The sequence below is a fragment of the Candidatus Phytoplasma mali genome (genome assembly GCF_000026205.1).
GTDB lineage: Bacteria > Bacillota_I > Bacilli_A > Acholeplasmatales > Acholeplasmataceae > Phytoplasma > Phytoplasma mali.
Genome location: NC_011047.1, coordinates 216,208 through 243,111, shown reverse-complemented (window position 1 = coordinate 243,111; position 26,904 = coordinate 216,208). Strand labels below are relative to the sequence as shown.

General features: G+C 20.7%; 19 protein-coding genes, 4 tRNA genes and 1 pseudogene. 19 read left to right on the top strand and 5 right to left on the bottom strand.

All coding sequences use genetic code 11. From position 1 onward, the window contains the following. Positions 1-77: 77 nt before the first annotated feature. Positions 78-2,570, top strand: a complete 2,493-nt coding sequence (gene nrdE / locus ATP_RS00975; RefSeq protein ID WP_012504339.1) for a class 1b ribonucleoside-diphosphate reductase subunit alpha — start codon at positions 78-80, stop codon at positions 2,568-2,570. 39 nt (positions 2,571-2,609) lie between these two features. Next, positions 2,610-3,656 carry a class 1b ribonucleoside-diphosphate reductase subunit beta gene (nrdF, locus tag ATP_RS00970; protein ID WP_012504338.1) on the top strand — a complete coding sequence of 349 codons (1,047 nt, stop codon included), beginning with the start codon at positions 2,610-2,612 and terminating at the stop codon, positions 3,654-3,656. A 726-nt stretch (positions 3,657-4,382) separates the two neighbouring features. On the opposite strand, the gene groL is transcribed toward nrdF, so the two are convergent. Next, the gene (gene groL, locus ATP_RS00965; protein ID WP_012504337.1) at positions 4,383-5,993 is read right to left on the bottom strand and encodes a chaperonin GroEL; all 1,611 of its coding nucleotides are present in this window, start codon (positions 5,991-5,993) and stop codon (positions 4,383-4,385) included. Positions 5,994-6,170: 177 nt separating this feature from the next. After that, positions 6,171-6,428: a molecular chaperone GroES gene (locus ATP_RS00960; RefSeq protein ID WP_041186064.1), complete on the bottom strand. Its 258-nt coding sequence runs from the start codon at positions 6,426-6,428 to the stop codon at positions 6,171-6,173. A 441-nt stretch (positions 6,429-6,869) separates the two neighbouring features. Here ATP_RS00960 and ATP_RS00955 point away from each other — a divergent pair, with 441 nt between their 5' ends. From ATP_RS00955 to ATP_RS02765, 17 genes are all read left to right on the top strand, one after another. Further along, positions 6,870-8,666 carry a nitrilase-related carbon-nitrogen hydrolase gene (locus ATP_RS00955; protein WP_012504335.1) on the top strand — a complete coding sequence of 599 codons (1,797 nt, stop codon included), beginning with the start codon at positions 6,870-6,872 and terminating at the stop codon, positions 8,664-8,666. Between the two features lie 2 nt (positions 8,667-8,668). Beyond that, entirely contained in the window at positions 8,669-9,838 is a 1,170-nt protein-coding gene (gene mnmA / locus ATP_RS00950; protein WP_269445978.1) for a tRNA 2-thiouridine(34) synthase MnmA, read from the top strand. 61 nt (positions 9,839-9,899) lie between these two features. Continuing rightward, positions 9,900-12,104: a RelA/SpoT family protein gene (locus tag ATP_RS00945; RefSeq protein ID WP_012504333.1), complete on the top strand. Its 2,205-nt coding sequence runs from the start codon at positions 9,900-9,902 to the stop codon at positions 12,102-12,104. Positions 12,105-12,322: 218 nt separating this feature from the next. After that, positions 12,323-12,398, top strand: a tRNA-His gene (locus ATP_RS00940). Positions 12,399-12,431: 33 nt separating this feature from the next. Beyond that, positions 12,432-12,506: transfer RNA gene (locus ATP_RS00935), tRNA-Gln, on the top strand. A 43-nt stretch (positions 12,507-12,549) separates the two neighbouring features. Next, positions 12,550-12,635 (top strand) — tRNA-Leu (locus ATP_RS00930). Positions 12,636-12,679: 44 nt separating this feature from the next. Beyond that, positions 12,680-12,755 (top strand) — tRNA-Trp (locus tag ATP_RS00925). Between the two features lie 348 nt (positions 12,756-13,103). Further along, complete coding sequence (rpsF, locus tag ATP_RS00920) at positions 13,104-13,388, top strand: 30S ribosomal protein S6 (RefSeq protein WP_012504332.1); 285 nt, start codon at positions 13,104-13,106, stop codon at positions 13,386-13,388. A gap of 7 nt (positions 13,389-13,395) precedes the next feature. Next, the gene (locus ATP_RS00915) at positions 13,396-13,812 is read left to right on the top strand and encodes a single-stranded DNA-binding protein (RefSeq protein WP_012504331.1); all 417 of its coding nucleotides are present in this window, start codon (positions 13,396-13,398) and stop codon (positions 13,810-13,812) included. Between the two features lie 22 nt (positions 13,813-13,834). After that, a complete protein-coding gene (rpsR, locus tag ATP_RS00910) occupies positions 13,835-14,071 on the top strand; it encodes a 30S ribosomal protein S18 (RefSeq protein ID WP_012504330.1) in 237 nt (78 codons plus the stop codon). A gap of 76 nt (positions 14,072-14,147) precedes the next feature. Next, entirely contained in the window at positions 14,148-16,661 is a 2,514-nt protein-coding gene (rplI, locus tag ATP_RS00905) for a 50S ribosomal protein L9 (RefSeq protein ID WP_012504329.1), read from the top strand. A 2-nt stretch (positions 16,662-16,663) separates the two neighbouring features. Continuing rightward, a complete protein-coding gene (gene dnaB, locus ATP_RS00900; RefSeq protein WP_012504328.1) occupies positions 16,664-18,016 on the top strand; it encodes a replicative DNA helicase in 1,353 nt (450 codons plus the stop codon). Positions 18,017-18,078: 62 nt separating this feature from the next. Continuing rightward, positions 18,079-19,122, top strand: coding sequence for a peptide chain release factor 1 (prfA, locus tag ATP_RS00895; RefSeq protein ID WP_012504327.1), 1,044 nt, complete (start codon positions 18,079-18,081; stop codon positions 19,120-19,122). Positions 19,123-19,193: 71 nt separating this feature from the next. After that, positions 19,194-19,757 carry an L-threonylcarbamoyladenylate synthase gene (locus ATP_RS00890; RefSeq protein ID WP_012504326.1) on the top strand — a complete coding sequence of 188 codons (564 nt, stop codon included), beginning with the start codon at positions 19,194-19,196 and terminating at the stop codon, positions 19,755-19,757. A 165-nt stretch (positions 19,758-19,922) separates the two neighbouring features. Then, on the top strand, positions 19,923-20,546 hold the full coding sequence (gene plsY, locus ATP_RS00885; protein WP_041186063.1) for a glycerol-3-phosphate 1-O-acyltransferase PlsY: 624 nt from the start codon (positions 19,923-19,925) through the stop codon (positions 20,544-20,546). A gap of 161 nt (positions 20,547-20,707) precedes the next feature. Next, positions 20,708-21,274 carry a tyrosine-type recombinase/integrase gene (locus ATP_RS00880; RefSeq protein ID WP_083767379.1) on the top strand — a complete coding sequence of 189 codons (567 nt, stop codon included), beginning with the start codon at positions 20,708-20,710 and terminating at the stop codon, positions 21,272-21,274. Positions 21,275-21,293: 19 nt separating this feature from the next. Beyond that, positions 21,294-22,454: a restriction endonuclease subunit S gene (locus tag ATP_RS02765; protein ID WP_049821840.1), complete on the top strand. Its 1,161-nt coding sequence runs from the start codon at positions 21,294-21,296 to the stop codon at positions 22,452-22,454. 33 nt (positions 22,455-22,487) lie between these two features. On the opposite strand, the gene ATP_RS00870 is transcribed toward ATP_RS02765, so the two are convergent. The 3 genes and pseudogenes from ATP_RS00870 to ATP_RS00865 all read right to left on the bottom strand — a co-directional run bounded on the left by ATP_RS00870 (position 22,488) and on the right by ATP_RS00865 (position 26,885). After that, a complete protein-coding gene (locus ATP_RS00870) occupies positions 22,488-23,039 on the bottom strand; it encodes a restriction endonuclease subunit S (RefSeq protein ID WP_158300321.1) in 552 nt (183 codons plus the stop codon). A 60-nt stretch (positions 23,040-23,099) separates the two neighbouring features. Next, positions 23,100-23,288, bottom strand: a pseudogene (locus ATP_RS02940) (restriction endonuclease subunit S); the annotation flags it as partial. Positions 23,289-23,879: 591 nt separating this feature from the next. Next, entirely contained in the window at positions 23,880-26,885 is a 3,006-nt protein-coding gene (locus ATP_RS00865; RefSeq protein WP_012504324.1) for an RNA polymerase beta'' subunit family protein, read from the bottom strand. Positions 26,886-26,904 lie beyond the last annotated feature (19 nt).

Sequence of the window (26,904 nt, the reverse complement as noted above, 5' to 3'; positions counted from 1 at the left end):
ATATTATTAAGATAATAATATTATTAACATGGTTAATATGGATTAATATAATTTTTTTCGGCGAGAGGATTTTAAAAATGATAAAAATTGTTTATGATGGTTTAAAACATGGTCAAGTTTATAATATGGCTAAAAACTTAAATTATTCTTTTTATCACGTAAAAGAATATTTATCTAATTTAGAATTGAAAGAACATTTAATAAGTGGTCTTCCAATTTTTCTTATTACTAAAAGTGTGAATTTTGGTGAAATTCCAAAGGAAACTAAAATTTTTTTAGATAAACATTCTGCTTCTACTATAGGTGTTGCTGTTTCTGGAAATAAAAATTGGGGTTCTAATTTTGGTAAAGCGGGAGATTTAATTGCTTCTAATTTTAGTATTCCTTTGGTTTTAAAATTTGAAGGTAGTGGTTTTGATGAAGATGTTTTGTATTTAAAAAAATGGTTATCTGATTATATTTATAAAAATGGTCAAAAAAATGTCATTCCTAAGTGGATTATGTTAAATAACCAAGTTATTGATGAAAATGGGAATATTAAAGATTTAACCAAAGATCAAGAAGCGTTAGAAATTTATTTTAAAGAAGAAATAAAGCCTAAATTAAAATATTTTTATAGTTTAAAAGCTAAAATAGATTATTTATTAGAAAATAATTATTATGAAAAAGATTTTTTTAATCATTACACTTATGAACAAATAAAAACTATTTATCAAATAGCTTATGCAGAAAAATTTCAATTTGCTAGTTTTATGGGTATTTTTAAATTTTATAATGATTACGCTTTAAAAAATAGAAATAAAACAAAATATTTAGAAACTTATGAAGATCGTTTAGTTGTTAATGCTTTGTATCATGCACATGGTAATTTTATACTTGCTAAAAAATTAATAAAATCATTAATTCAACAAAATTTCACTCCTGCGACTCCAACTTTACTTAATAGCGGAAAAAAATATCGTGGCGAATTTGTTTCTTGTTTTTTAATTGAAGGTGGCGATTCTTTAAACGATATTGCGCGTATTTTTGAATTTTCTATGCAACTTTCAAAAATTGGTGGCGGAGTTTCAATTAATTTGAGTAATTTACGTGCCAAAGGAGAAACAATTAAAAAAAATGCCAATGTTTGTAAAGGGGTAGTTGGGGTTTGTAAGTTACTTGATCATGGGTTTAGATATGCTGATCAAATGGGTCAAAGAAATGGTGCTGGCGCGGTTTATTTAAATGTTTTTCATGCTGATATTAAAGATTTTTTAAATACTAAAAAATTAAATGCCGATGAAGATGTGCGAGTTAAAACTTTATCTCTAGGAGTTGTAATTCCTGATAAAATGTTAGAATTAGCTAAAAATAATGAAATGATGTATATATTTTATCCTCATACTGTTTTTTTAGAATATGGTCAAAATTTTGCTGATATTAGTATTAATATGGATTATTGGTATGATATTTTAGTCAAAAATTCAAAAATTAAAAAGAAAATCATTAATCCGCGTAATTTATTAGATTTAATTGCCCAATTACAAGGCGAATCAGGTTATCCTTATATTATGTATTGTGATAATGTCAATAAAAATAATATGTTGAATTTACCAATTAAATTTTCTAATTTATGTACCGAAATTTTACAACCAACGATTACTTCTCATTATGCCGATTATGATAAAAGAGAAGAAGATAGAATTGGAATGGATATTTCTTGTAATTTATCTTCTGGTCACATGGGTAATATGATTAAAAATAACTCAATCAAAGAAACAGTATTTATGGCTATGGAAGTAATGAATTCCGTTGCTTTAAATACTGATATTGCTTATGTTCCTGGAGTTGCTAAAGCTAATCGTTTAAATCGTAGTGTTGGTTTTGGCATTATGGGACATCACGAATTTATTGCAAAAAATTTTATTTTTTTTGGTAGTGAAGAAGATTTAGATTTAATTGACGTATTTTTTAACGCAGTTAATTATTATAGTCTACTACATTCAATGCAAAAAGCTAAAACTACTGGTCAAAAATTTTTTAATTTTTCGAAATCTAAATATGCTGACGGAAGTTACTTTAACAATCGAGGTGAAATTTTACCAAAAAATATTAAAGTAAAAAATATTTTCAAACATATTAAATTACCTAGTAATAAAGACTGGACAGAATTGAAAACAAACGTTATTAAATATGGTCTTTATAATTCACATCGTTTAGCGGTTGCCCCGAATGGTTCAATTGGTTATATTATGAGCACTACTCCTTCTTTAACCCCAATTAAACAATTAATTGAAGAAAGAACTTATGGTAATTCTAAAACATATTTTCCTACTCCTGGTTTAGAACAATTTTCTTTTATGTATGAAACTGCTTATAAAATTAATAAGTATCGTTTAATTGATGTTATAGCAACTGCACAAAAACACATTGATCAAGGAATTTCATTTGAATTAGGTATTACATCCGATATTACAACTAGAGAATTACAAAAATATTATTTATATGCACATTATCAAGGTATTAAAACTTTATATTATACACGAACTCAAAAATTAAAAGTTAATGAATGTGAAGCTTGTGGAGTTTAAATAAAATTATTAAAAAAATAAAAACAAGAAAGTTTAATAATGAAAAATAAAGATATTAATTATATTGGTGCCAATTGGAATCAATTCGAAGATCCTTATACTCATTTTTTTTATGAACAAAATTTAAGTCAATTTTGGCGTCCTGAAGATATTAGTTTACAAGGGGATTTGCAAACTTGGAAAGATCTAAGTAAATTTGAAAAAAATGTTTATTCTAAAAATTTATTAATTTTAACTTTTTTAGATACTTATCAAGGTGATTCTGGAATGTTCATTATTTCTTCTTCATTCAAAAAAGAAGAACATCAAAAAAAAGCGACACTTAATTTTATGGGTGCAATGGAAAATGCAGTTCATGCTAAAAGTTATTCAAATATTTTTATGACTTTATTAAACAGTAAAGAAATTGATGATTTATTTGTTTGGGGAGGTAATCAAAAATATTTACAAAATATTATTGGTAAAATTATTGATGTTTATGAAGATTTAGAAAAAAAAATTTTTCAACGTAAATATAATGATGAAAATATAACCGATTTAATTTTTAAAAAATATCAATGGAAAGCTATGGTCACTTCTGTTTTTCTAGAAACTTGGCTATTTTACAGTGGTTTTTATTATCCTTTGTTTTTTTATAGTCAAGGTAAATTAATGCAATCAGGTGAAATTATTAATTTAATTATTAGAGATGAAAGTGTGCATGGAGTTTATATTGCTAGATTAGCTTTAAATATTTATAATTCTTTCGATAAATTAATTAAAGATGAATTATCAAAATGGATGTATGATTTATTAAAATACTTTTATCAAGAACAAATTGCTTTAGTAAAAAGTGTTTATAATGAACATTATTTAATTAATGATGTTAATAAATTTGTACGTTATAACGCTAATAAAGCTTTAATGAATTTAGGTTTTAATCCTTATTTTGAAAAGGAAGAAGTAAATCCAGTGATTTTAAATGGTTTGAATACTGAAACTAAAACCATGGATAACTTTTCTATGAAAGGTAATGGTTATCAAAAAATGAGATCTGAAAGTTTACAAGATAGTGATTTTGTTTTTGTTGAACCAAAAATTAATTAAATTTAATTTTAAAATTTGTTCATGCATTATTTTCTAATAAAATAAAATCTTAGTTAAACTTAGTGCTACCTATTGCAAACCTACTGCCACCAATATTAAACCTTTAATTTCATCTAAAATTAATTCAGAAATTACAAAACCAACGGTTAATAAAATTCCAATTTTGTTTTTCGAATCGGAAAAAATTATCGCTTATTGTTCTGACACTAACTCTGATTCAACTTCATTATCACGATGTTTTAATAATGACACGATGAAAATTATTAATACCATTAAACAACAATATCAAACTCCCAAAATAGAAATACCACATTATAATTAATCAACTTGAAATTGAATATCCACATATCGATATAGTAAAATTTCAAAATAATCATTTAACAAATGAAAGAAAATTTGATGAATTTTATACTATTCATAAAATTGTGAAGTGTTGCATTTTTTAGACTTTTAAAAAAAATAAAAAAACCATTTATTAAATTTAATTTCATAATAAATAAAAAAATTATTTTTCAAATTTTTATTAACATTAAACTATTTTTTTCTTTCTAGTTTTTATAAATTTAATTTTTATTCATTATTAAAATATAAAAAAATATATTTTAATTTTTTTAAAATATTGTACTAGGCAAATTAAATTATTTTTTTATACAAAAAAAAGCTAAATTATTTTTTAAATAATTTAGCTTTTTATATTATTTTTTATGATAAAATATTTAAATTTTATTATTCTGGCATCATCATAGAATTTTCTTTATTATTGTTCTCTTTTATTGTTACTACTGCTGCTTCAGTAGTTATTATTAACGAAGCAATAGAAGCTGCATTTATAACTGCTTGACGAGCAACTTTGGTTGGATCAATAATACCTTTTTTTAATAAATTAGTATAAATACCTTCTTTGGCATCAAATCCAAAATTTTCTGGTTCGGATAATTGTTTACGAATTACGTGATCACCATCAAAACCTGCATTTTCTGCAATTTGATATGTTGGTGCTAAAAGACTTTCAATAACTACATTAATCCCTTTTTGTATATCTGGATTAGAATCAGTTAAGTTAACGTTTAATTCTTTATAAATTTCTATTAAAGCTTTACCTCCACCTACAACAATTCCTTCAGTTATAGCTGCTTTGGTAGCATTTAAAGCATCTTCAATTCTTAATTTTTTTTCTTTTAATTCTGTTTCAGTAGCTGCTCCAACTTTAATTAAAGCGACTCCTCCTGATAATTTAGCTAATCTTTCTTTTAAGTTATTTTTTTCAAATTCGTTATCAGCATTAGCACATTGGATTTCTATTTCTTTAATTCTTTCTTTTAAAGCGGAAGTTTTTTGAGCTCCAACTAATACAGTGTTGTCTTTTTTAATTAATGCTTTATGAACATTACCTAAATCTTTCATTTTTATATCTTTTAGATTCATATTTAAATCTTTAGAAATAAATTTAGCTTGAGTTAAAATAGCAATATCTTGTAAATTTTCTTTTTGATTATCACCAAAACCAGGCGCATTAGTAACAACTATATTAAATGTTCCTTTCATTTTGTTGATAACTAAAATACTGGTAACTTCATTTTCAACAGAATCAGCAATTATTAATAATGACTTACCTTGTTTTACTACTTCTTCTAATAAATGTAAAATTTCTTGAATATTGTTTATTTTATGGTCTGTTACTAAAACTAAAGGTTGTTCTAAATCGACTGACATAGTTTCCCTATTGTTAACAAAATAAGGTGAAGCGTAACCTTTATCATATTGCATACCTTCAACTACTTCTAATTTGGTTTCAAATCCTTTAGATTCATCAACGTTAATAACACCATTTTTTGTTACTTTTTGCATTGCTAAAGCAATTATTTTTCCAATTTCTTTACTTCCAGATGAAATAGAAGCTACATTTTCTATATCTTCTTGTGTTATTACTGGTTTTGATTTTTCTAAAAGTTTTGATATAACTTTTTTTGTTGCTTTTTCTATTCCTTCTTTTACTAAAACAGGATTAGCCCCTAAATCTATTGCTTTAAAACCTCTATGAATCATTTTTTGAGCTAAAATAGTAGCAGTTGTGGTTCCATCTCCTGCATTATCATTTGTTTTAGAAGCAACTTCATATAATAATTTAGCTCCCATATTTTGAAAAGGATCTTTTAATTCTATTTCTTTAGCAATAGAAACTCCATCATTAACGATTAAAGGAGATTCGTAATTTTTTTCTAAAATAACATTACGTCCTTTAGGACCTAAGGTAACTTTAACAGTATTTGATAAAATATCTACTCCTTTAAGAAGTTCTTTTCTTGCTTCTTTATTGTAAATAATTTCTTTTGCCATATTAAAAATTTACTCCTTTCGTATTTAATTTATTTTTTCAATTATTAATATTTTTAGCAATTTAATTTACTTTTTAAGTATTTATTATTGTTTTTTATTTTAAAAATTTATTTTTAATTTTATAATAAATGTTAATAATAACGACATTTATTTATAAACTTTTTTTAAAAAATTATTTTACAATAGAGCTAAAATATCTTTCGAAGAAATTACTAAATATTCTTTTTCTTCAATTTTAATTTTATTACCTGAATAATTTTTGTAAATTACTTCATCATTTTTTTTAATTTCTGATACTTTTGGTCCTACTGCAATAACTATTCCAACTGATGATTTTTCTTTTTCTTGAGTATTTACAATAATTCCGCTATCTGTAGTATTTTTTTCAATTTTAAATTCTAAAATTACATTATCTTCTAAAGGTCTAATCAACATCTTCACCCCTTTTTTTTAAATTTTTAAAATGCATTAAAATGTTATGAAATTTAAATATTTATTATATCTTAATGAAATTACGATGTTTTATAAATAATGTTTTTTTAATGATGATATTTTCATTAATTTTTAAAATTCAAAAATAATAAATTATTGTATATAACATCAAATTTAATTATAATATAGTTAAAAAAAAATGTCAAATTTATAAAAAATAAATATTACTTATTTTTTAAAAAAATTTTAAAAGATTAAATTTTTATGATAAAATTTTATTAAAAAATATATATAATATTATTAATATTGATAATATTTTTTCTAATAAATTATAATTTAAAATTGTAAATTGTTTTTTTAATTAAATTTTAGAAAGATTAATAAATACTAATATAATGAGATTTATTTTTTTAAAAAAATATAGAAAGGTTTTTAATTATAATTATGTATAAAAATGGTTTAATCAAAATTGAATTATCTAGTCCTGATATTAAAATTTGCAATCCTTTTATTAATGCTGAAAAAATATTAAAAGTTATAGATTTAAGTTTATCTAGTTTTGTATTATTTCCAGAACTTTGTTTAAGTAGTTATAGTGCAGGAGATTTATTTTTTAAAACTGATTTTTTAGAGGAAAATATTAAAGCTTTAGAATGGTTAATCAATAATACATCTTTCCAAGGAATTTATATTTTGGGAATACCTTTAGTTATTAATGCTTTAATTTTTAATGTAGCAGTTATTATACAAAATAAACGTATTTTAGGCATTGTTCCTAAAAAAACTATTCCAAATTATAAAGAGTTTAATGAAAAAAGATGGTTTCAATCGGGGAAAAATTTTTATCAAACAGAAATTATTTTATTAGGACAAAAAGTTCCATTTGGTGATATTTTATTTATTAATAAAGAATTTGATTTAATTTTTGGAGTTGAAATTTGTCAAGATTTATGGACTATAGAATCTCCCAGTGATCTTTTAGTTTTAAATGGTGCTCACATAATTTTTAATTTATCATCTTCTGTTGAACATATTGGTAAAACAGAACAACGTTTAATGGCTGTAATAAATCATTCTCGTAAACAAATAGGAGGATATTTTTATACTAGTAGTGGAATAACAGAATCATCAACAGATGTTGTTTTTTCTAATCATAAAATAGCTGCCGTTTTAGGTCAATTGATAGGTGAAAAACATTTATTTGATCAAGATGTTAGTTTGGTTGTGGATGTTTGTCTTGATTCTATCAAAAATCAAAGAATGGTTGATACTACTTACGGTGATCAAATAATTAATAAATTTTTTAAATTTCAAAAAGTTAATTTTCAATTAAAGGAAACGAAAAAATATATTTTTGAAAATAATTTAGATTGTTTGCCATTTATCCCGAATAATAATTTATCTAAACAATTAAAAATAGCTGATATGCTTCAAGTTTACTCTTTACAAAATAAATTAAATTATCTACCAAAAGTTAAAGTAATTTTAAATATTACCAATAGCATTCAAGATTTTTTATCTTTAATGGTTGTTTATAAAGTTTTTTTAAATTTAAAAAAAGATTTAAATAATTTGATTATCATTTTACCTTATTATGAATTTAGTGATATTAATCATTTTAAAAAAATTAAACAATTTTTAAAACAATTAGAAATCAATAATATTGTAAAAACTGTTTCTATATTAAAAGAAAATCATTCATTACTATTAAATTCTGAAAAGAATATTTTACGAGATGTTGATAATAAAGATATATTTGATAAAAAAAATTTATTTTTAGCTACCTATAATTTATCTGATATTGCATTAGGTAAGATTAAAATTCAGTTTTTTTATGATTATATTTATAATGTTAATGTTGGAATATCTAATACTTTTATGCAAAAATTATTTTTATATAATTTAGAATTTGATGATTTGAATATGGATTCAGAATTAAAAAAAATTTATTTATCAAAAGCCAATGATTTATTACAAGAAAAAATAATTATTGAAGATTTTATTTTATATTATTTTTTATTTAAAGGTTTGAAAAAAGATAAAATAGCTTGGTTTTTAAAAGAAGTTTTTAATTTTGACAGTAAAAAAAGTTTAAAATTAGTTAATGATTATTTACAAAAATTTTATAAATCACAACACAAAAGACAATATATTTCTCCAGGACCAAAAATATTAGACAACAGTTTATCTTCTCGAACAGAATTTAAATTACCGTTAGATTTTGAAATAAATCAAAATTAAAAATTAATAAAAATATGAAAAAAAAAGTTATTATTGGTTTATCTGGAGGAGTAGATAGTAGTGTTGCAGCTTTATTATTAAAACAAAAAGGTTATTTAGTAGAGGCTGTTTTTATGAAAAATTGGGATTCTGGTTTAAATTTTGATATTAAGGGTAATCCTGATATTAAAGAATTAGTGTGTCCTCAAACAAAAGATTATCAAGACGCTTTAAAAATATCCCAACAATTAGAAATTAAATTACATAAGGTTGATTTTGTAGAAGAATATTGGAATAAAGTTTTTAAATATTTTCTAGATTCTTTAAAAAAAAATTTAACTCCTAATCCTGATGTATTGTGCAATAATGAAATTAAATTTAATGTTTTTACTAAATATGTTGATACATTTAAACCTGATTTTATTGCTACCGGTCATTATGCAAATATAGATTATGATAAAAATAATAAATTAATTTTAAAAAAAGCTTTTGATACAAATAAAGATCAGAGTTATTTTTTATCTCAATTAAAACAACATCAATTGAAAAAAATTATTTTTCCTTTAGGAAATTTAACTAAACCAGAAGTTAGAGAAATAGCTAAAAAAGCTGGTTTAATAAACGCTAATAAAAAAGATTCAACTGGTATTTGTTTTATTGGTGAAAGACGTTTTTTTGATTTTTTAAAAAATTATTTACCAATGAAACCAGGAAAAATGAAAAAGCTTGATGGAACTTATTTAAAAGAACATCGAGGGACCATATATTATACTATTGGTCAAAGAAAAGGTTTAGGTTTAGGTGGTTGTCAATTTAATCAATCCCCTTGGTTTGTTGTTGGCAAAAACTTAAAAAAGAATATATTATATGTAGAACAAGGCTCAGAACATTTTTATTTGTACAGTGATTCTGCTTTAATAGTAGATGTGGTATGGCGTGGTACTATTTATGATATTCAAGAACAAATTAAAATTTCTAAAAAAAATTTAAACGCTAAATTTCGTTATCGTCAATTAGATCAAAAAATTAGTATTACTTGGTTAAATAATACTACAGTTAAAGTTTATTATCCTCAAAAAATTAAAGCCGTGACTCCAGGACAAATTTGTGCTTTTTATTTAGAAGATATTTGTTTGGGTTCTGGTATGATTAAAGAAGTTTATTCTCACAATAAAAAAATGATTTATGTTTAAAAATTATTTAAATTTATATTATTTTTTTAAATAATTATAAAGAAAAAAAGGGGGATATTATTTGATAATAAAAAAAAACTATTTACAAAATGATATTTTATTTCAAGATTTAATTAAAACTGTTACTAAAAATATTTCTAAAACACAAATTTTAAATAAAATAACTAAAGCTTATCAGTTGGCTAAGTATAAACATGCTGGACAAAAAAGATTAACAGGTGAAGATTATATTGTTCACTTAGTCACTGTAGCTAAAATTTTATCTCATTTAAATGTAGAACCTAATACTTTAATGGCTGGTTTATTACATGATATTTTAGAAGATACTGATTTAAGTTTTTCAGAATTAACTAATTTAATGGGTGAAGACATAGCTAATTTAGTTAAATATGTTACTAAGTTAGATAAGTTAGTTTTTAATCAAGATTCAGGACAATCTGATAATCATCAAAAAATTTTTTTAGCAATGGCTCAAGACATTAGAGTTGTTATTATTAAAATTGTTGATAGATTACATAATATGCAAACTTTAAAATCATTAAGACCCGAAAAACAAGTTAGAATAGCTAAAGAAACATTAGAAATTTATGCTTCTTTAACTCATCGTTTAGGCCTTTTTGAAATTAAATCTGAATTAGAAGATTTATGTTTAAGATATATTAATCCTCAAATTTACTATCATATTTCAGAATTAATTAAGGCTAAAAAAAGAGAAAGAGAAATAGCTATAGAAAAAATTATAACTAATATTAAACAATTATTTTTTCAAAATAATTTAAATAATTTTATAATTAAAGGAAGAGTTAAAAATATTTATAGCATTTATAAAAAAATGACTAAAAGAAATTTGAGTTTTTCTGAAATTTTTGATTTATTTGCTATTAGAATTATTGTTGATAATTTAGATTTATGTTATCAAATTTTAGGAATTATTCATGCTAATTATTTTCCTATTCCGTTAAAATTTAAAGATTATATTGCTGTTCCTAAACCTAATTTATATCAATCCTTGCATACTACAGTTTTATCAAAAACAGAAGGTATTTTATTCGAAATTCAAATTAGAACAATGGCAATGGACGAAATAGCTGAAAAAGGTATTGCTTCTCATTGGACTTATAAAGAAAATAAAGTTTATTCTAAAGAAACAAAACAATTAGAAATTGCGAAAAAATTAAGATGGTATAATGAACTTATTAAAATCACTAAAGATTCTGATAATTATCCTCAAGAAACTTCTAAAGAGTTTACGGATGCAATTAAAAATGATATTTTAAGTGAAAATGTTTATGTTTTTACTCCTAAACAAAAAGTTTTAGAATTGCCTAAAGGTTCCACACCAATTGATTTTGCTTTTAGAATTCATACTGAAATTGGTGCTAAAATGTCTGGAGCTATTATTAATGGTAAAATTACTCCTTTAAATTATCAATTAAAAAATGGTGATTTTGTTGATATTAAAACTAATAAAAATGTTGCAACAATTAATAAAGAATGGTTAAGAATTGTTAAAACTATTTATGCAAAAAGAAAAATTAAACATATATTATATAAATATCAAAACGAAGACTTGATTTCATTAGGAAAAGAATTATTAGAAAAAGAAAAGCAATTACAAAAAATATTTTTTACTATTGATAATAAATTTTTAAAAAATAATTTAAAAAAATATAATTTTAACTCTTTAAATGATTTTTATTTAGAAATAGGTAAAAAAAATATTTCTCCTAAATTAATTTTTCAACAACATGTTTTTAAAGAAGATGAACAAAAAAAATTATTGAATCATTATATTAATAAATCTTCACAAATATCAAATAAAAAAAATAAAATTGGTATTATTGTTGATGGTTTAAGTAATATAAAATTAAAATTAGCTAATTGTTGTTTACCTGTTTTAGGAGATACAATTTTAGGATTTATTAGTAAAGAACAAGGTGTTGTTATACATTGTAGTGAATGTAAAAATTTAAAAAAATATAATAAAAATAAATTAGTTAATGTTGTTTGGGATTTTAATGTTAAAATCAAAAATTCAACTTATTTGTATATAAAATGTTCTAAAAATATTTCTTTATTGCCACAAATTATGAATAAATTGAATAAATTTGCTATTAATGTTGTTAATTTAAATGTTATTAATAATAAATTTGAAACCATTATTAAATTAAAAATATTAGTTAATAATAAACAAGAATTAGATAATTTAATGATTAATTTAAGAAATTTTTCTAATATTCATTATATTTCTAGAAATGTTAATTAAATTATATTCATAAAATTTAAATGTTTGATATACTTATATATTATATGTTTAAATAATTATAATTTTTTGTAATTTTAATATTTTTCAATATTGAATATAATTTTTAATTTATAAATTATTAATTAATATGATTATAAAATGTGTAATGTGTTGTTTATTTTATGAATAAATAATTTTAGTTTAAAATATTTAAGTTATTTAATTATTTATTAAAAATGGCGGTTGTGGCGAAGTGGTTAACGCGGCGGCTTGTGGCGCCGATATTCGTGGGTTCGATTCCCATCAACCGCCCCAAACAATATTATTTATTATAAATTATTATTATTTAGGCCCATAGCCAAGTGGTAAGGCAACGGACTTTGACTCCGTGATTCGTTGGTTCAAATCCAGCTGGGCCTGCCAATTTTTTATTTATTAATAATTTTTTATAAGTATGTATTATTTTGCGGGTGTGGCGGAATGGCAGACGCACTAGACTTAGGATCTAGCGTTTAATAAAACTTGCAGGTTCAAGTCCTGTCACCCGTACCATGTTTATTTTTATCAAATATGATATATTAAAATTATAAAAATATAGGGATATGATGTTAACGGTTAGCATAACGGTCTCCAAAACCGCTTGTTCGGGTTCGAATCCTGATATCCCTGCCAATATATAAATTTAAATATTTTTTATATTTTATTTTTTTAAATTTTATATTAATTAATAAGATAAATAAATAGCAAAATGATTATTTATTATTAATTAATATAAAATAATTTTGATTTATTAATTTAAATAATGAAAAATATTTATTTTATATATTATATTAATTATCAAATCAAAATCTTTAAAATGTGTTTTAAATAAATAATTTTTCTTTCAATTAATATTTTTAATAAATATCACTATTTTTGATAAATTTGATAAAATAAAATAGAAAATGAAAATTCTATTCGGGTTGATCCTTTTCTTTATTAATTAAAGAACAAAAAAAATGTCCATAAGGAGAAAAAAATATGAAAAAATACGAAATATTATATATTATGCGTCCTAATATAGGGGATGAAGAAATAAAAAAAAATGTTGAAACTATTAATAAAATATTTTATAATAATGAAAATAAAATTATTCAATCAAAAGAACTAGGATTAAAAGATTTAGCTTATTGTATTGATAAACATTACAAAGGTTATTATGTTTCTATGTTTTTGAATGCTATGCCACAAATGATAGAAGAATTTAATCGTGTTGTGAAAATTAACGAAGATATAATAAGATCTATAGTTATAAAAGAGGAGTGATGTATTTATGATTAATAAAGTTATTTTAGTGGGTAGAATAACTAAAGACCCAGAGTTACGCTATGTTAATCTTGATATACCTACGGTTAAGTTTAGTTTAGCTGTTGGTAGAAATTTTACTAATAAAGAAGGTAATAAGGAAACTGATTTTATTAGTTGTGTAGTTTGGCGAAAACAAGCTGAAAATTTAACAAAATATATTACAAAAGGCGCTTTATTAGGTATTGAAGGTAATATAAGAACTAGTAGTTATGATGCTCCAGATGGTACTAGACGTTATGTAACTGAAGTTTATTGTGATAGTATTCAATTTTTAGAACCAAAAAAATCTAATAATTTTAGTGATAATTTAGAAATTAACAATAATAAAAAGAATATTGATATTTACAATAATGAAGATGACGATGATAACCTTCCGTTTTAAACTGATAAGGAGAGAGTAAATTATGAAATTTAATAAAAAGAAAATTTTTAAAAAACGTAATAAAGTTTGTTATTTTACAGATAATAAAATAACTAAAATCGATTTTAAAGATATAGAATTATTAAAAAAATTTATTACTGAACAAGGAAAAATTATACCAAAAAGAATAACAGGTACTAGTGCTATTTGGCAAAGACGTTTAGCAATTGCAATAAAAAGAGCTCGTCATATGGCTTTACTTCCTTTTATAAAAAAATAAAACAAACAGAATATTTTAATTCTGTTTATTTTTTTATAATATTTAAAAATACAAAGAAAGAGTTTTATTAAATTTCATGTTCAAAAAAAAAATTAACTATAAAGCTATTTTTATTTTATTTTGTGTAATAGTTATTTTTATATTATTTGTTAGTTTGACTATGGATTTGATCAGTATTAATGATAAAATTAAAAGTATAATAACTGGCGGAGAAACATCAATAAAACAAGTATGGACTACTTTTACTACTTTTAGTCTTTTAGTTAAAATATTTTTATTAATTTTATGCATAGGTTTTTTGTTGAATTTTCAAAATTATTTTGAAATTAATCGTTTAAGAAATAAACTTTCTTTATGGTCTAAGTTATCTTACTATGTAAATCAAGTGGGCGAAGAAGTTTTTAATAAATTACCTATAGGTATTGTTTTAATTGATGATGTGGAAAAAGGTGTTCAATGGTTAAATCCTTATGCTAATTCTATTTTAAAAAATCCTATCATTAACACACCTTTAAAAAATTTAAATGAAGAAATGGAAAAATTAACTAATGTTTCCGATAATAATACAACTATTATAAATATTGATCAAGAGAAATTTGAATGTTTATATAAAAAAGAATTTAATGTTTTTTATTTGTTTAATGTTACAGAAAAAGAACAAATTAAAAAACTTTACTATCAAAAAACACCAGCTTTATCAATTTTGTCTTTTGATAATTTAGAAGAGTCTTTGGTTCATTATGATTTATCTGAACAAACTCATATTCAAGGCCAATATTTGACAGTTATTTCTGAATTTGCAGAAAATTATGAAGGTTATTTAAAAAAATTATTCGATAATCGTTTTTTATTGCTTATCAATAGGGAAAAATTAGAAATTATTATAAAAGATAAATTTTCTATATTAGAAAAAGTGAGAAATATTTCTAATAAATATCAGTTAAAAATTACACTTTCAATTGGAATTGCTTGTTGGAATTTATCTTATGATAAATTATCTTCTTATGCTCAAAATGCTATTGAATTATCTCAAAAAAGAGGCGGAGATCAAGCAGTTGTAAATATAGAAAATGAAAATATTAAATTTTTTGGTGCTAAGACAGATTCTTTTATTAAAAATTCTAAAGTTAATGTTAGAGTTAATGCACAAATTTTGTTAGATATATTAAATAAAAATAATGATTGTTTTATTATGGGACACAATAATACTGATTTTGATTCTTTAGCTTCTATGATAGCTTTTTACAGAATTGCTTCTAGTATTAATAATTCTAACAAGCAATATTTAATTATAGATGAAGATAAATTAGATCCTAGTGTTACTTTTGTTTATCATAAACTTATAATTCAAATTCCAGAAATAAAAAATAACATTATTACTACTGATCAAGCCAAAAACCTTATTCAAAAAAATGATACTTTAGCTGTTTTAGATACTCAATCAAAAGAAATAACTAATAGTCCTCAATTACTTTCTTTAACAAATAATATTATTGTTATTGATCATCATCGTACACCAAATGATAATATTAAAAGTTTTTTTTCTTATTTAAATTCTTCCGCTTCTTCTACTGTAGAGTTAATGATAGAATTAATTCGTTTTTTAGGAAAAGAAATTACATTTACTCCTTTCGAAGCCAGTATTATGTATGCAGGAATTTTATTAGATACTAATAATTTTACTTATCGTACTAGCTCTATAACTTTTGAAGTTTTAGCTAAGTTAAAAGATTTAGGTGCAGATAGTATGGAAGTTAAATCTTGGTTAAGAAATGATTTTATAAAAATTTTAGAAATAAATAAATTAATTGATACAATGGAGATTTATATGGGAAGGTTTGCTATTGTTAAAAGTGAACAAATTTATGATAATAGATCTTTCTTAGCTCAAGTTTCGGAAACAGTTTTAGATATTCAAAATATTGATGCTGCTTTTACATTTACTAAATTAAATGAAAACACTATTGGTATTAGTGCTAGATCTTATAATAATGTTAATGTGCAAATATTAATGGAACAGTTTGGTGGTGGTGGGCATTTAAATAGTGCAGCTACCCAAATTAAAGGTGGTAATATTGAAGAAACTGTTCAAAAATTAAAAAAATTATTAAAATTAGAATATGAAACTGGTGTTAGCATGAAAATTATTTTATTAGAAGATATTAAAAATAAGGGTTTAAAAGGAGAAATGATCGAAGTTACTCCTATTTATGCTAATTTTTTAATAAAAAGTAAAAAAGCTTTATTAGCTAATAATGAAAATATAGCAAAAATAAAGAAAGAAAAAAATGATGAGATAGAAAAAAAACGTAATCATGAATTTTTAATGTCTAAATTGAAATCAGAAATTGATAATAAAAAAATTAATATTGAGGTAAAATTAGGTCCTAATGGAAAAATTTATGGAAAAGTTACTTCGAAAAGAATTGTAGAAGAATTTCATAAAATATATAATATTTTGATTGATAGAAAAAAAATATGTTTAGATGGCGAAATAAATTCTTTGGGCATTTATAAAATAGAAGTTATTTTAACTAACGAAATTAAAGCTTATTTTTTAGTTAACATTATCGATGATAAGATGATTTAATAATGCAAAATGTTATAATAAAAAAAACATTACCTTTTCATTTTGAAGCTGAACAAGCTATTTTAGGAATTATTTTTTTATATCCTCAAAAAATGCATTTTATTTATGATGTTTTATATGTAGAAGATTTTTTTGAAATTAAACATAGAAATATCTTTAAAGTAATGAAAGATTTATTCAAAGAAAAAAAAGACATTGATTATATTTCGGTTCATTCTTTATTAAAAGACAAAAATATATCAAAAGATAAAGAAGAAGATATAGATTATTTAATTGATTTAGTTAATTTGATTTCTGATATTAAAAATTTAGAAACTTATATAGAATTAATTAAAGAAGCAGCTTTGAAAAGAGAATTGATTGAAGTTAGCGCTTCAATTAATGCTAAAGGTTATAGTGATAAAATCAATGCTCAAGATTATTTAGATTTAGCTGAAACAGAAATTTTTAAATTTTCACAAAAAAGAAAAACTAATTTTTTTATAGAAATTGGAACTTTATTAAAATCTATTCAAGAAAAAACCATTAATAATCGTAATTCTGATAAACAAGTTATTGGTTTGAGGACTGGATTTAATAGCTTAGACAAAATTACATTAGGTTTTAAACCAGAAGAATTTATTGTACTTGCTTCTAGACCAGCAATGGGAAAGAGTGCTTTTGTCATGAATTTAGCTTTAAATATGTCTAGAGTTAATATAACACCGCCGGTAATAGCTATTTTTAGTTTAGAAATGTCCAATGAACAAATCGGAACTAGAATGTTAAGTTTTAAAACTAAAATATATCATAAAAAAATTATATTAAGTAAAGGATTAAGTGAACATGAATTAAATATGATTCAGAAAACTTGTGATGAAATAAGTGAGTATAATATTTTTTTTGATGATTCATCTTCTTTAAATATTTCAACAATTAGAAGTCAATGTCGTCGATTAAAATATGAAAATAAATTGGATTTTGTTATTATCGATTATTTGCAATTAATTCATGATTCTGATCAAAAAAATAATCGACAAACAGAAATATCAAATATTTCACGAAATTTAAAACAAATGGCGAGAGAGTTAAAAATTCCAGTTTTCGCTTTATCACAATTATCTCGTGATGTAGAAAAACGAGAAGATAAAAAACCAATATTATCTGATTTAAGAGATTCTGGTTCTATTGAACAAGATGCTGATGTTGTAATGTTTTTATATCGTGATGATTATTATGTCAAAGATAAAAATCAATTTGGAAAAAATGATGTAGTGAAAGTAGATTTAATTATTTCTAAAAATCGTCATGGTATTATTGGTATTAAAAAATTTGATTTTAATCTTACCAATTTATCTTTTATAGAGGAAATATAGGTCTTTTAATAAATTATATAAAATATATTTAAACTTATTATAATAAGGAAAATAGTTAAAAAATGTTTGATAAATTAAAAAAAATAAATCAAAAATATTTAAATTTACAAAAATTAATTTTATTAGAAACAAATTCTAAAAAAAAAGTTCAATTATTTAAAGAAATAGGAAATTTAAAAGAAATTGTTGATAATTATAACGAATATTTAAATTTAGAAAAAGAATTATTGAAAATAAAACATTTTATTCAAAATGACTCTAATAATAATGATGATTTATTAAATTTAGCCTTTCAAGAACAAGAAATTTTAAACGAAAAAATACATAATGAATTAAAAAAAATTAAATATTTATTATTTCCGCTTGAACCAGAAGATAATAAAAATGTTATTATGCAAATTAAAGGTGCTGCTGGTGGTGATGAAGCTAATCTTTTTTCTGCAGATTTATTTAGAATGTATTGTAAATATGCAGAATTAAAAAATTGGAAATTAGAAATTTTAAATTTAATGACTAATATTAAAGGTGGTATTTCTTCAGTAGAATTTATTTTGTCTGGAAAAAAAGTATATTATTTTTTAAAATATGAATCTGGTGTGCATCGTGTTCAAAGAGTACCTACTACCGAAGTGCAAGGTCGTATTCATACTTCTACTTCTACTGTTTTAGTTATGCCTGAGGTAGATGAAATAGATTTTAAAATTGATTGGAAAGATATTCGTTTTGATACTTTTAATTCTAGTGGTCCGGGTGGACAATCGGTTAATACTACTAAATCAGCAGTGCGTTTAACTCATTTACCGTCTAATATTAGTGTGGCTTGTCAAATAGGTAAGAGTCAACATGAAAATAAAAAAAAAGCATTTAGTTTATTAAAAGCCAGAATTTATGATAAAATTCATAAACAAAATATGGAAAAAGAAAATAAAAAAAGAAAGTTTTTAGTTGGTGATGGTCAACGTAGTGAAAAAATAAGAACATATAATTATCCACAAAATCGAATAACTGATCATCGTATTTCTTTAAATTTAAAAAAATTAGATATTATTATGGAAGGGAAATTAGATTTTATTATTGAACCTTTAATTGATGAATATAATAAATAAATTATTATTTTTTTAAAATATTTTTTTTTTGACATTTATTGGTATTAAATATAAAATCTTATAATTGTAATATGAAAAAAGGGTCGTTAATTATTTTTCCTACGGATACAATTTATGGGATAGGGGCTAAAATTAATGATAATGAAGGAATTAATAAAATTTATAAGTTAAAAAAAAGAGACTTTTCAAAACCATTATCTGTTTTATTTGCTGATTTATCGCAAGTTAGACATTTGGTAAAAATTAATTCAACATCTCGAAAATTAATTAATTATTTTTGGCCTGGTCCTTTGACTTTAATTTTAAAAACTACATCTTTTTATAAAAAAAAAAATAAAGAAAACAACTTAGGTATTAGACAACCTAAACATCCATTAGCTTTAAAATTATTAAAAAAACATGGACCTTTAAAAACTACTTCTGTTAATATTAGCGGTTTTCCTCCTTTAAATAATTACAAAGTTATTCGTCAAATATATGAAAAAAAAGTTGATTATATTTTTTATAGTTCAAATCAAAATTTATCAAAATTATCTTCTACTGTTTTAGATTTGCAATTAAATAATAATTTTAAAATTTTAAGAGAAGGTTCTATTACTAAAGAAATGATTTATAAAGTTATTTATAATTATTAATAATTATTATTTAAATAAATTATTAATCTTTTTTATTATTATTTTTAATTATTTTATTTTTTATATAAATTTAAAATAATTTATAATAAGAGAAATTTTATATTTTTTATAAAAAAAATTAAAACAAAGAAGAAGAAATTAATAAAATGTTAGGTGGTGATTCTTTTGTATAATGTTTCTTTATTGTCTATTAAGATTTTTTGTATTGCTATTAGTTTTTATTTTGTAGGATCTTTTCCTACAGGTTTGGTAATAGGTAAATTATTTAAAAAAAAAGATTTACGTTTTTTAGGTTCTAAAAATATTGGAACTAGTAATGCTGCTAGAATTTTAGGTTTTCAATATGGCCTTATTACTTGTTTTTTTGATTTTTTTAAGGGTTTTTTAGCTGTATTTTTTTTTAAAGACAATAATAATGTTTTTCATGATTATAGAATTATATTTGGATTATGTTCTATTTTAGGACATATTTATCCATTTTTTACTAATTTTAAAGGTGGTAAAGCGGTAGCTACTACAGTAGGTATGTTTTGTGGTTTAGAACCTATGTATGGCTTATTAGGTATGTTATTTTTTATTGTTATTTTTTTAATTTCTGGTTATTCATCGTTATCTTCAATTTTAACTATTTTTTTGATTTATATTATTTTGTTGTTTCAAGGTTCAGTTAATAAATTAGAATTAATTACTATTTTTTTTATTAATCTTATAATTTTATTTAAACATAAAAAAAATATTTTAAATTTAATTAATAAAAATGAATATAAGTTTAGTTTTAAAAAAAAATAATATTTTTTTAAATATTTTATATTACATTCATATAATATAAATTTTGTATTTTTATAAATTACTATTTTTTTAAGAAAAATAAAATTATTAAATATTTAAAAATAAAAATAATATTATAAATTTTTTTATAAAAATTTCTCAATTATTTTAATTTATTCTACATTTTTAAAATTTATTTTTATGCACTTCTATTTATATCTTTTTTGTACGTTACTTTAGGATTAAAAATGGGAAACATTTATACTTTACAGTGGGAAGATATTGATTTAAATAATGGTATTTTTAAAATTAATAAAACTTGTCAAAGAATTTACAATATTCAAGATGATCAACTTTTAAACACATATTTAACTATTACGGTTCCGAAAACCGCTAATGCGATTCGTGATATTCCTATTTCCACCGAATTAGTTAAAATCTTAAAACCCTTAAAGAAAAAAAATTTCAGTAATTTTTTTCTTTTAACCAATAGAGAAAAACCGGTTGAACCCCGGACTTATCGAAAATATTATGATAATTTATTACTAAAATTGAAAATTAAAAAAATTAAATTTCACGGTTTACGTCATACTTTTGCGACGCGTTGTGTTGAAACTAGTCATGATTATAAAAGTATTAGTTCTTTATTAGGTCATTCAGATATCAAAACAACTTTAAATTTATATACTCATTCGACCTATGAACAAAAGAAAAAATGTATTCAACAAATGTTAAAAAAATTTAATTAACAAGAAAAGTAGGAAATAAATGGAAATTATAAAATTTAAAAAAATTTATTCTCTCACAAAATGTCCACCTTTGAGATTTAAAGAGTTTGAAAAACATAATGAAACCCAATATCAAAGTTGTCAATTAAAAGATTTAGTTAAGATCAAAAAGGGTCAACAATTAAACCAAAGCAATTTTATTTCTGATGGTAAATATTATGTCATAAATGGCGGAGTTAAACCTTCTGGTTATTATCATAGTTATAATACTGAAAAGAATACGATCACAATCAGTAATGGAGGTTCATGTGGTTTTGTTTTGTTTCATCAAGAACCTTTTTGGTGTGGTGGAGATTGTTTTACATTAAAAATATATTTTACTAAAATCAATAATTTGTTTTTATATTATTATTTAAAGAAAAATCAAACTCAATTACAAAAATTAGCTCAAGGAACAGGTTTAAAACATATTTCTTTAAAAAATTTAAATATTTTTCCCGTTAATTTTATCACTAATATTCAAGAACAAACTAAAATCGCTACCTTTTTATCGTTAATTGATGACAAAATAAAAACCCAAAGTAAAACTATTGAAGTTTGGGAATTGTTTAAACAAGGGATTATTAATAATATTTATCAAATCAATCATAATTTAATTGAATTAAAAAAACTGATTATTGAAAAAAATGAAAAAAATAAAGATCATTTGGTGAAAAATATTTATTCTATTAGTAATCAAAAAGGGTTTATATCACAAACCAAATATTTTAAAAAAAATATCAATCATAATAATTTGGTTAATCATAAAATAATACAATATAATGATTTTGCTTATAATCCGTCTAACATTAATATTGGTTCTATTGCTCGTTTTAAAAAACCAGCTAATTCAATTATTATTAGTCCGATTTATATTTGTTTTCGAAAAAATTCTGAAAAAATTACTCATGAATATTTAGAAAATTTTTTATTTTCAAATTTTTTTAAAACACAAATGTTACAATTAATTCAAATAGGAGTTCGTAAAGTTTTAAAATTTTCTGATTTTATTAAAATTCGGATTAATGTTATTAATATTTCAAAACAAATTAAATTTGATTCTTTAATAAATTTAATAAATAAAAAAATAAACATGGAAAATATATTATTTCAAAAATACCAAAATTTATCACAATATTTTTACCAAAATATGTTTATATAAGATAAAAAAAGAGCTTTGATGGCTCTTTTTATCTTATATAAACATTTGATTTAAGAAATATTGTTTCATATAATTAAAATTATTACATAGTTCTTTTTCAATCTTGATTTTGTCATCAATTAACGATAAAAAGGTAGCGATTTTAGTTTGTTCTTTAAGAGAAGGTGAAAAAATCAAAAAATTATACAAATCTTTTTTTAATAAATTCATTATAGAAGTGCCTCTTTTTAAACTTTGAATTTGTTTTTCATTTTGTTTTAAATAATAATATAAAAATAAAGTATTAATATTATTTTCATTTATATTTATTAATTTAAAACAATTATTACCAATCCAAAATTTTTTACAATGATAATGAATATAACCGGAGGAGAAACCTGCTTTAGTGATAGAAATCGTATTTTCATTGGTATTATATTGATCACAAAAAAAAGCTAAAGGTTTAACTCCGCCATTCATGATATAATATTTACCTTCCGAAAATGAATGAGGATATACCTTACCAGTTTGAATTTCTGTGATGTCCACTAATTGTTGTTTTTTCCATGTATTTTCAAACTCTTTAAATCTCAAGTTTTGATTCATTAAAACATTCATAATCCCTTGTTTAAACAATTCCCAAACTTCAATAGTTTTACTTTGGGTTTTTATTTTGTCATCAATTAACGATAAAAAGGTAGCGATTTTAGTTTGTTCTTGAATATTAGTGATAAAATTAACGGAAAAAATATTTAAATTTTTTAAAGAAATATGTTTTAAACCTGTTCCTTGAGCTAATTTTTGTAATTGAGTTTGATTTTTCTTTAAATAGAAATAAAATTGCTTTGGTTTAATTGTTGACCCTTTTTGATCTTAACTAAATCTTTTAATGGACAACTTTGATATTGGGTTTCATTATGTTTTTCAAACTCTTTAAATCTCAAAGGTGGACATTAAATACTTTTTTAAAATTAAATATTTAATTTTTTTTGTTATTTATGTTTTATATTCTCAAACAATTAAGGTTGATTAATAATTTTTATACATTTATTAATTGATGAAGTTACTTCATTATCCCCTAAGTAAAATAACTTTTTTAGTACCATCATTTTTAATGTTGTATACATATACGTTTTGGGTATTGTGATTTAGATTTTTTATAGTGAACTACTTTTTGTAGTATCCAAAGCATCAAAAAATAAAATAAATGAAAAGCTAAACTGTTTATTTTTTTAATAAACAATTTAGCTGTTTTTTTAAGGCAGATTTATTTTTTTTTATTAATATTAAAAAAGGAAAAATTATAAATAAAATTTGGTTTATTAAAAAAATAAATTAAAAAATAGAAAATTTAAATTTTTAAAAAATATCTCAATTAAGATATTTAATTTGAAAATTAAAAATTAATAACAAATAATTCATTTTAAAATAAATTATTTTAATAATTTAAATATTTAATAAATAAATTTTCTTTTCAATATCAAATTTTTTTTTAATTTGTTTTTTATTTTTGTTTTTATTTTTTTTAATTTCAATTTTTTTAATTAAATACTTAAAATAAATTAAAATAATATTAAAAAATAATTTAATTTTTTCTAAAAAAATTATTTTTTTTATTTTTATTTTTAAAAAAAAATTATTTTTTTTCATTATAAAATTAATTTTTTCAATTATTTTATCATTTTTATTTTTTTTTTGTTTAAATTTATATAATAATTTTTTTTTAATATTTTGAAAATAATTCATATTATAATGTTCATTATTCTTTTTTAATTTTTTTATTTTTTGAAAATATAAAAATCTTTTTTTTAATTTTAAATTTAATTCTTCTTGTTTGAAGTTAAATATTTTTGTTAATTTTTTTTTTTCTTCCTTAAATTCTTTTATAATATTTAAATGAGCTTCTTTTAGGTTTTCTTCTATTAAATAAGATGTATTCTTCATATAAACAAATTGATTTTTTATTACATTAATAATTTGTTTTTTTTCTTTTTGTAAATGTATTTTTTCTTCTAATTTGTTTTTATTTTTATATTGTTGATTAATAATATTTATATTTTCAATAATACTTATTACCAAATCATAAAAAAGATCTATTTTTTTTTGATTTTCTTCGATAAGATTATTTTTTAAAACCACCATATTATTTTTTTCTTTTTTAAAAAAGTTAAAATTTTTTATAATTTTATTTTTTTGTAATTTATTTTGTTCATAAATAAAATTAATATTTTGTTGAAATTTTTTTAAAATTTTTAAAAATTTTTTTTGTAATAAATTATTCCTATATTTTTGAAATAATTTATTATTTTTTATATTTAAATTTTTTTGATTTAAATTATTTAATAATTCTATTTGTAAAATATTATTAATTTCAATGATTCGAAATTGTTCTTGTTTTAATTTCGAAATATTTTTTTGATGTTTTGTAAATAATATTTTATTTTTATTATTTAAATTTTTTAAATTTTTTTTTAAAATAAGATTGTTTTTTTCATATTTTTTTATTTTTTTTTCTAAAAAATAATTTAAACGATATTTATTATCATAAGAAATATTTTGTTTTTTTTGTATTAATTGTCTTATAAAAGAAAGATTATTTTCGTAATATGATATTACTTCTTTAACAATTTTAATTTCGTTATTAATTTTTTGTTTTTCAAATAAATATTTTTTTTGATAAAAAAAATAATAATTTTGATATTTTTTATCAATAATATTTGTAGAAATAAAATTAAATAAATTATGAATTTTATTCAAATTTTCAGTAAAAATATTTTGATTAATATTGATTTGTTTTAAATAATAATTAATATTACAAAAAATAGGGTTCGTAATTTCCATTATTTCGTCAAAAAATATATATTTTTTTACAAATTCTAATATTTGTTTTAAATTAAAATCTTGTTTTAAATAAGATTTTTCTAATAAATTTTTAATTTTGTGTTTTTGTATTTGATATTTAGTAAAAAAATTTTTTTTTTCTTGATTATGGAAAATATAATTAATTTGTATATTAACATTATTAAAAAATTTTAAATTTTCTATTTTTTGTTCTAAATTAATAATTTGTTGACGCTTTTCATAAATTTTTTCAATATCTTTTAATTGAAATTTATTTTTTTCTAATTTTAATTGTAAAATTAATAAATTTTTTTTTTGTTGATAAATTTGATTTAAAATTAATAAATTTTTTTCATATTCAAATTCATGTAAAATAATTTCTTTTTCTATTTGTAATTGTATTTTTTTGTTTTGAATTTCTTCTTTTGAATCATAATGTTTAATATCTAATAAATATTTTTTTTCTTTATTAATATTCAAAGATAATTCTGTTTGCATTTTAATAAAATTTATTTGTGTTGAATTGAATAATTGCAATTGTTGTTGATTTTTATCAAAAATAATTTCATCTTGTTTTTTTTTATATTTAAATTTTTGAATTTCTAAAAAATTTATATAATTTAAAAATTTAATTTTTTTTTGATTAGATAATTTAAGAAAAAAATTTTTTTGACGCCAAAAAGTCAATTTTTTTAAATGAATTAAATTATTTTTTTTAATTTTATTGAATAATTTTAAAAAAATTTTATAAATATTATTGTTATTTGACATTATCGGTAAAAAAATATTATGAATAAAGTAAATTATTTTTTTTTTATCAAAGCATTTTTTTATTTTATTTTGTAAATCTTTTTTTTTTTCTAAGTAATCTTTTTGTATTTGATCAAAAACTTTATAATGAAGAAAAAAATTTTGTTGATAAATATCATTTGTTTTATTAATTTTTTTTTCAAAAATTATAAGATTTTTTTTTTCTAACTCTTCTAAAATATCTTTATTTTTTTGATTTTTTTTAATATTAAGTATTATTTTTTCTTGCAAGTCTTTATTAATAATATTTATTTCTGAATTAAAATAAGTATTTTTTTCTTTAAAAATTTTATTTAAAATTTGTTCTTGTTGAGAATGATTATAATCTTGTTGAATTTGTTTTTTTTCTAAAAATTTTAATTCGTTATCTATATTTTCATTTTTTTTAAAAAAAATAGCTTCTATTTGTTGTATTTTTTCTAAAGTTTGTTTTTGAATTTGATTTTTTTGTTTAATACAATAAATATGTAAATTTTGAATTTTTAATTTATTTTTATTTTTTTGTTGAATTAATTCTTTAATTAATAACTTTTGTTTTTTATTGTCTTTATATATTTTTTCTTCTTTTAATTTTTTTTGATAAAGCATAATTTTTTTTAAATTATTTTTAGAAACAAAAATATTTTTCCAATTTTCTTCATTTAAATTTTTCAATAAAATTAAAAATTCATTATCTAAATATTTTATTTTTTCTTGTAAAATCTCTTCATTTTTATTGTTATTTGTTAAAATTTGTTGATTTTTAACAACATTATTAGAATCTAAAGGATTTTTTAAAAAATTTTTTTCAGAAGATGACATAAAAATTCTCCTTAGTTAA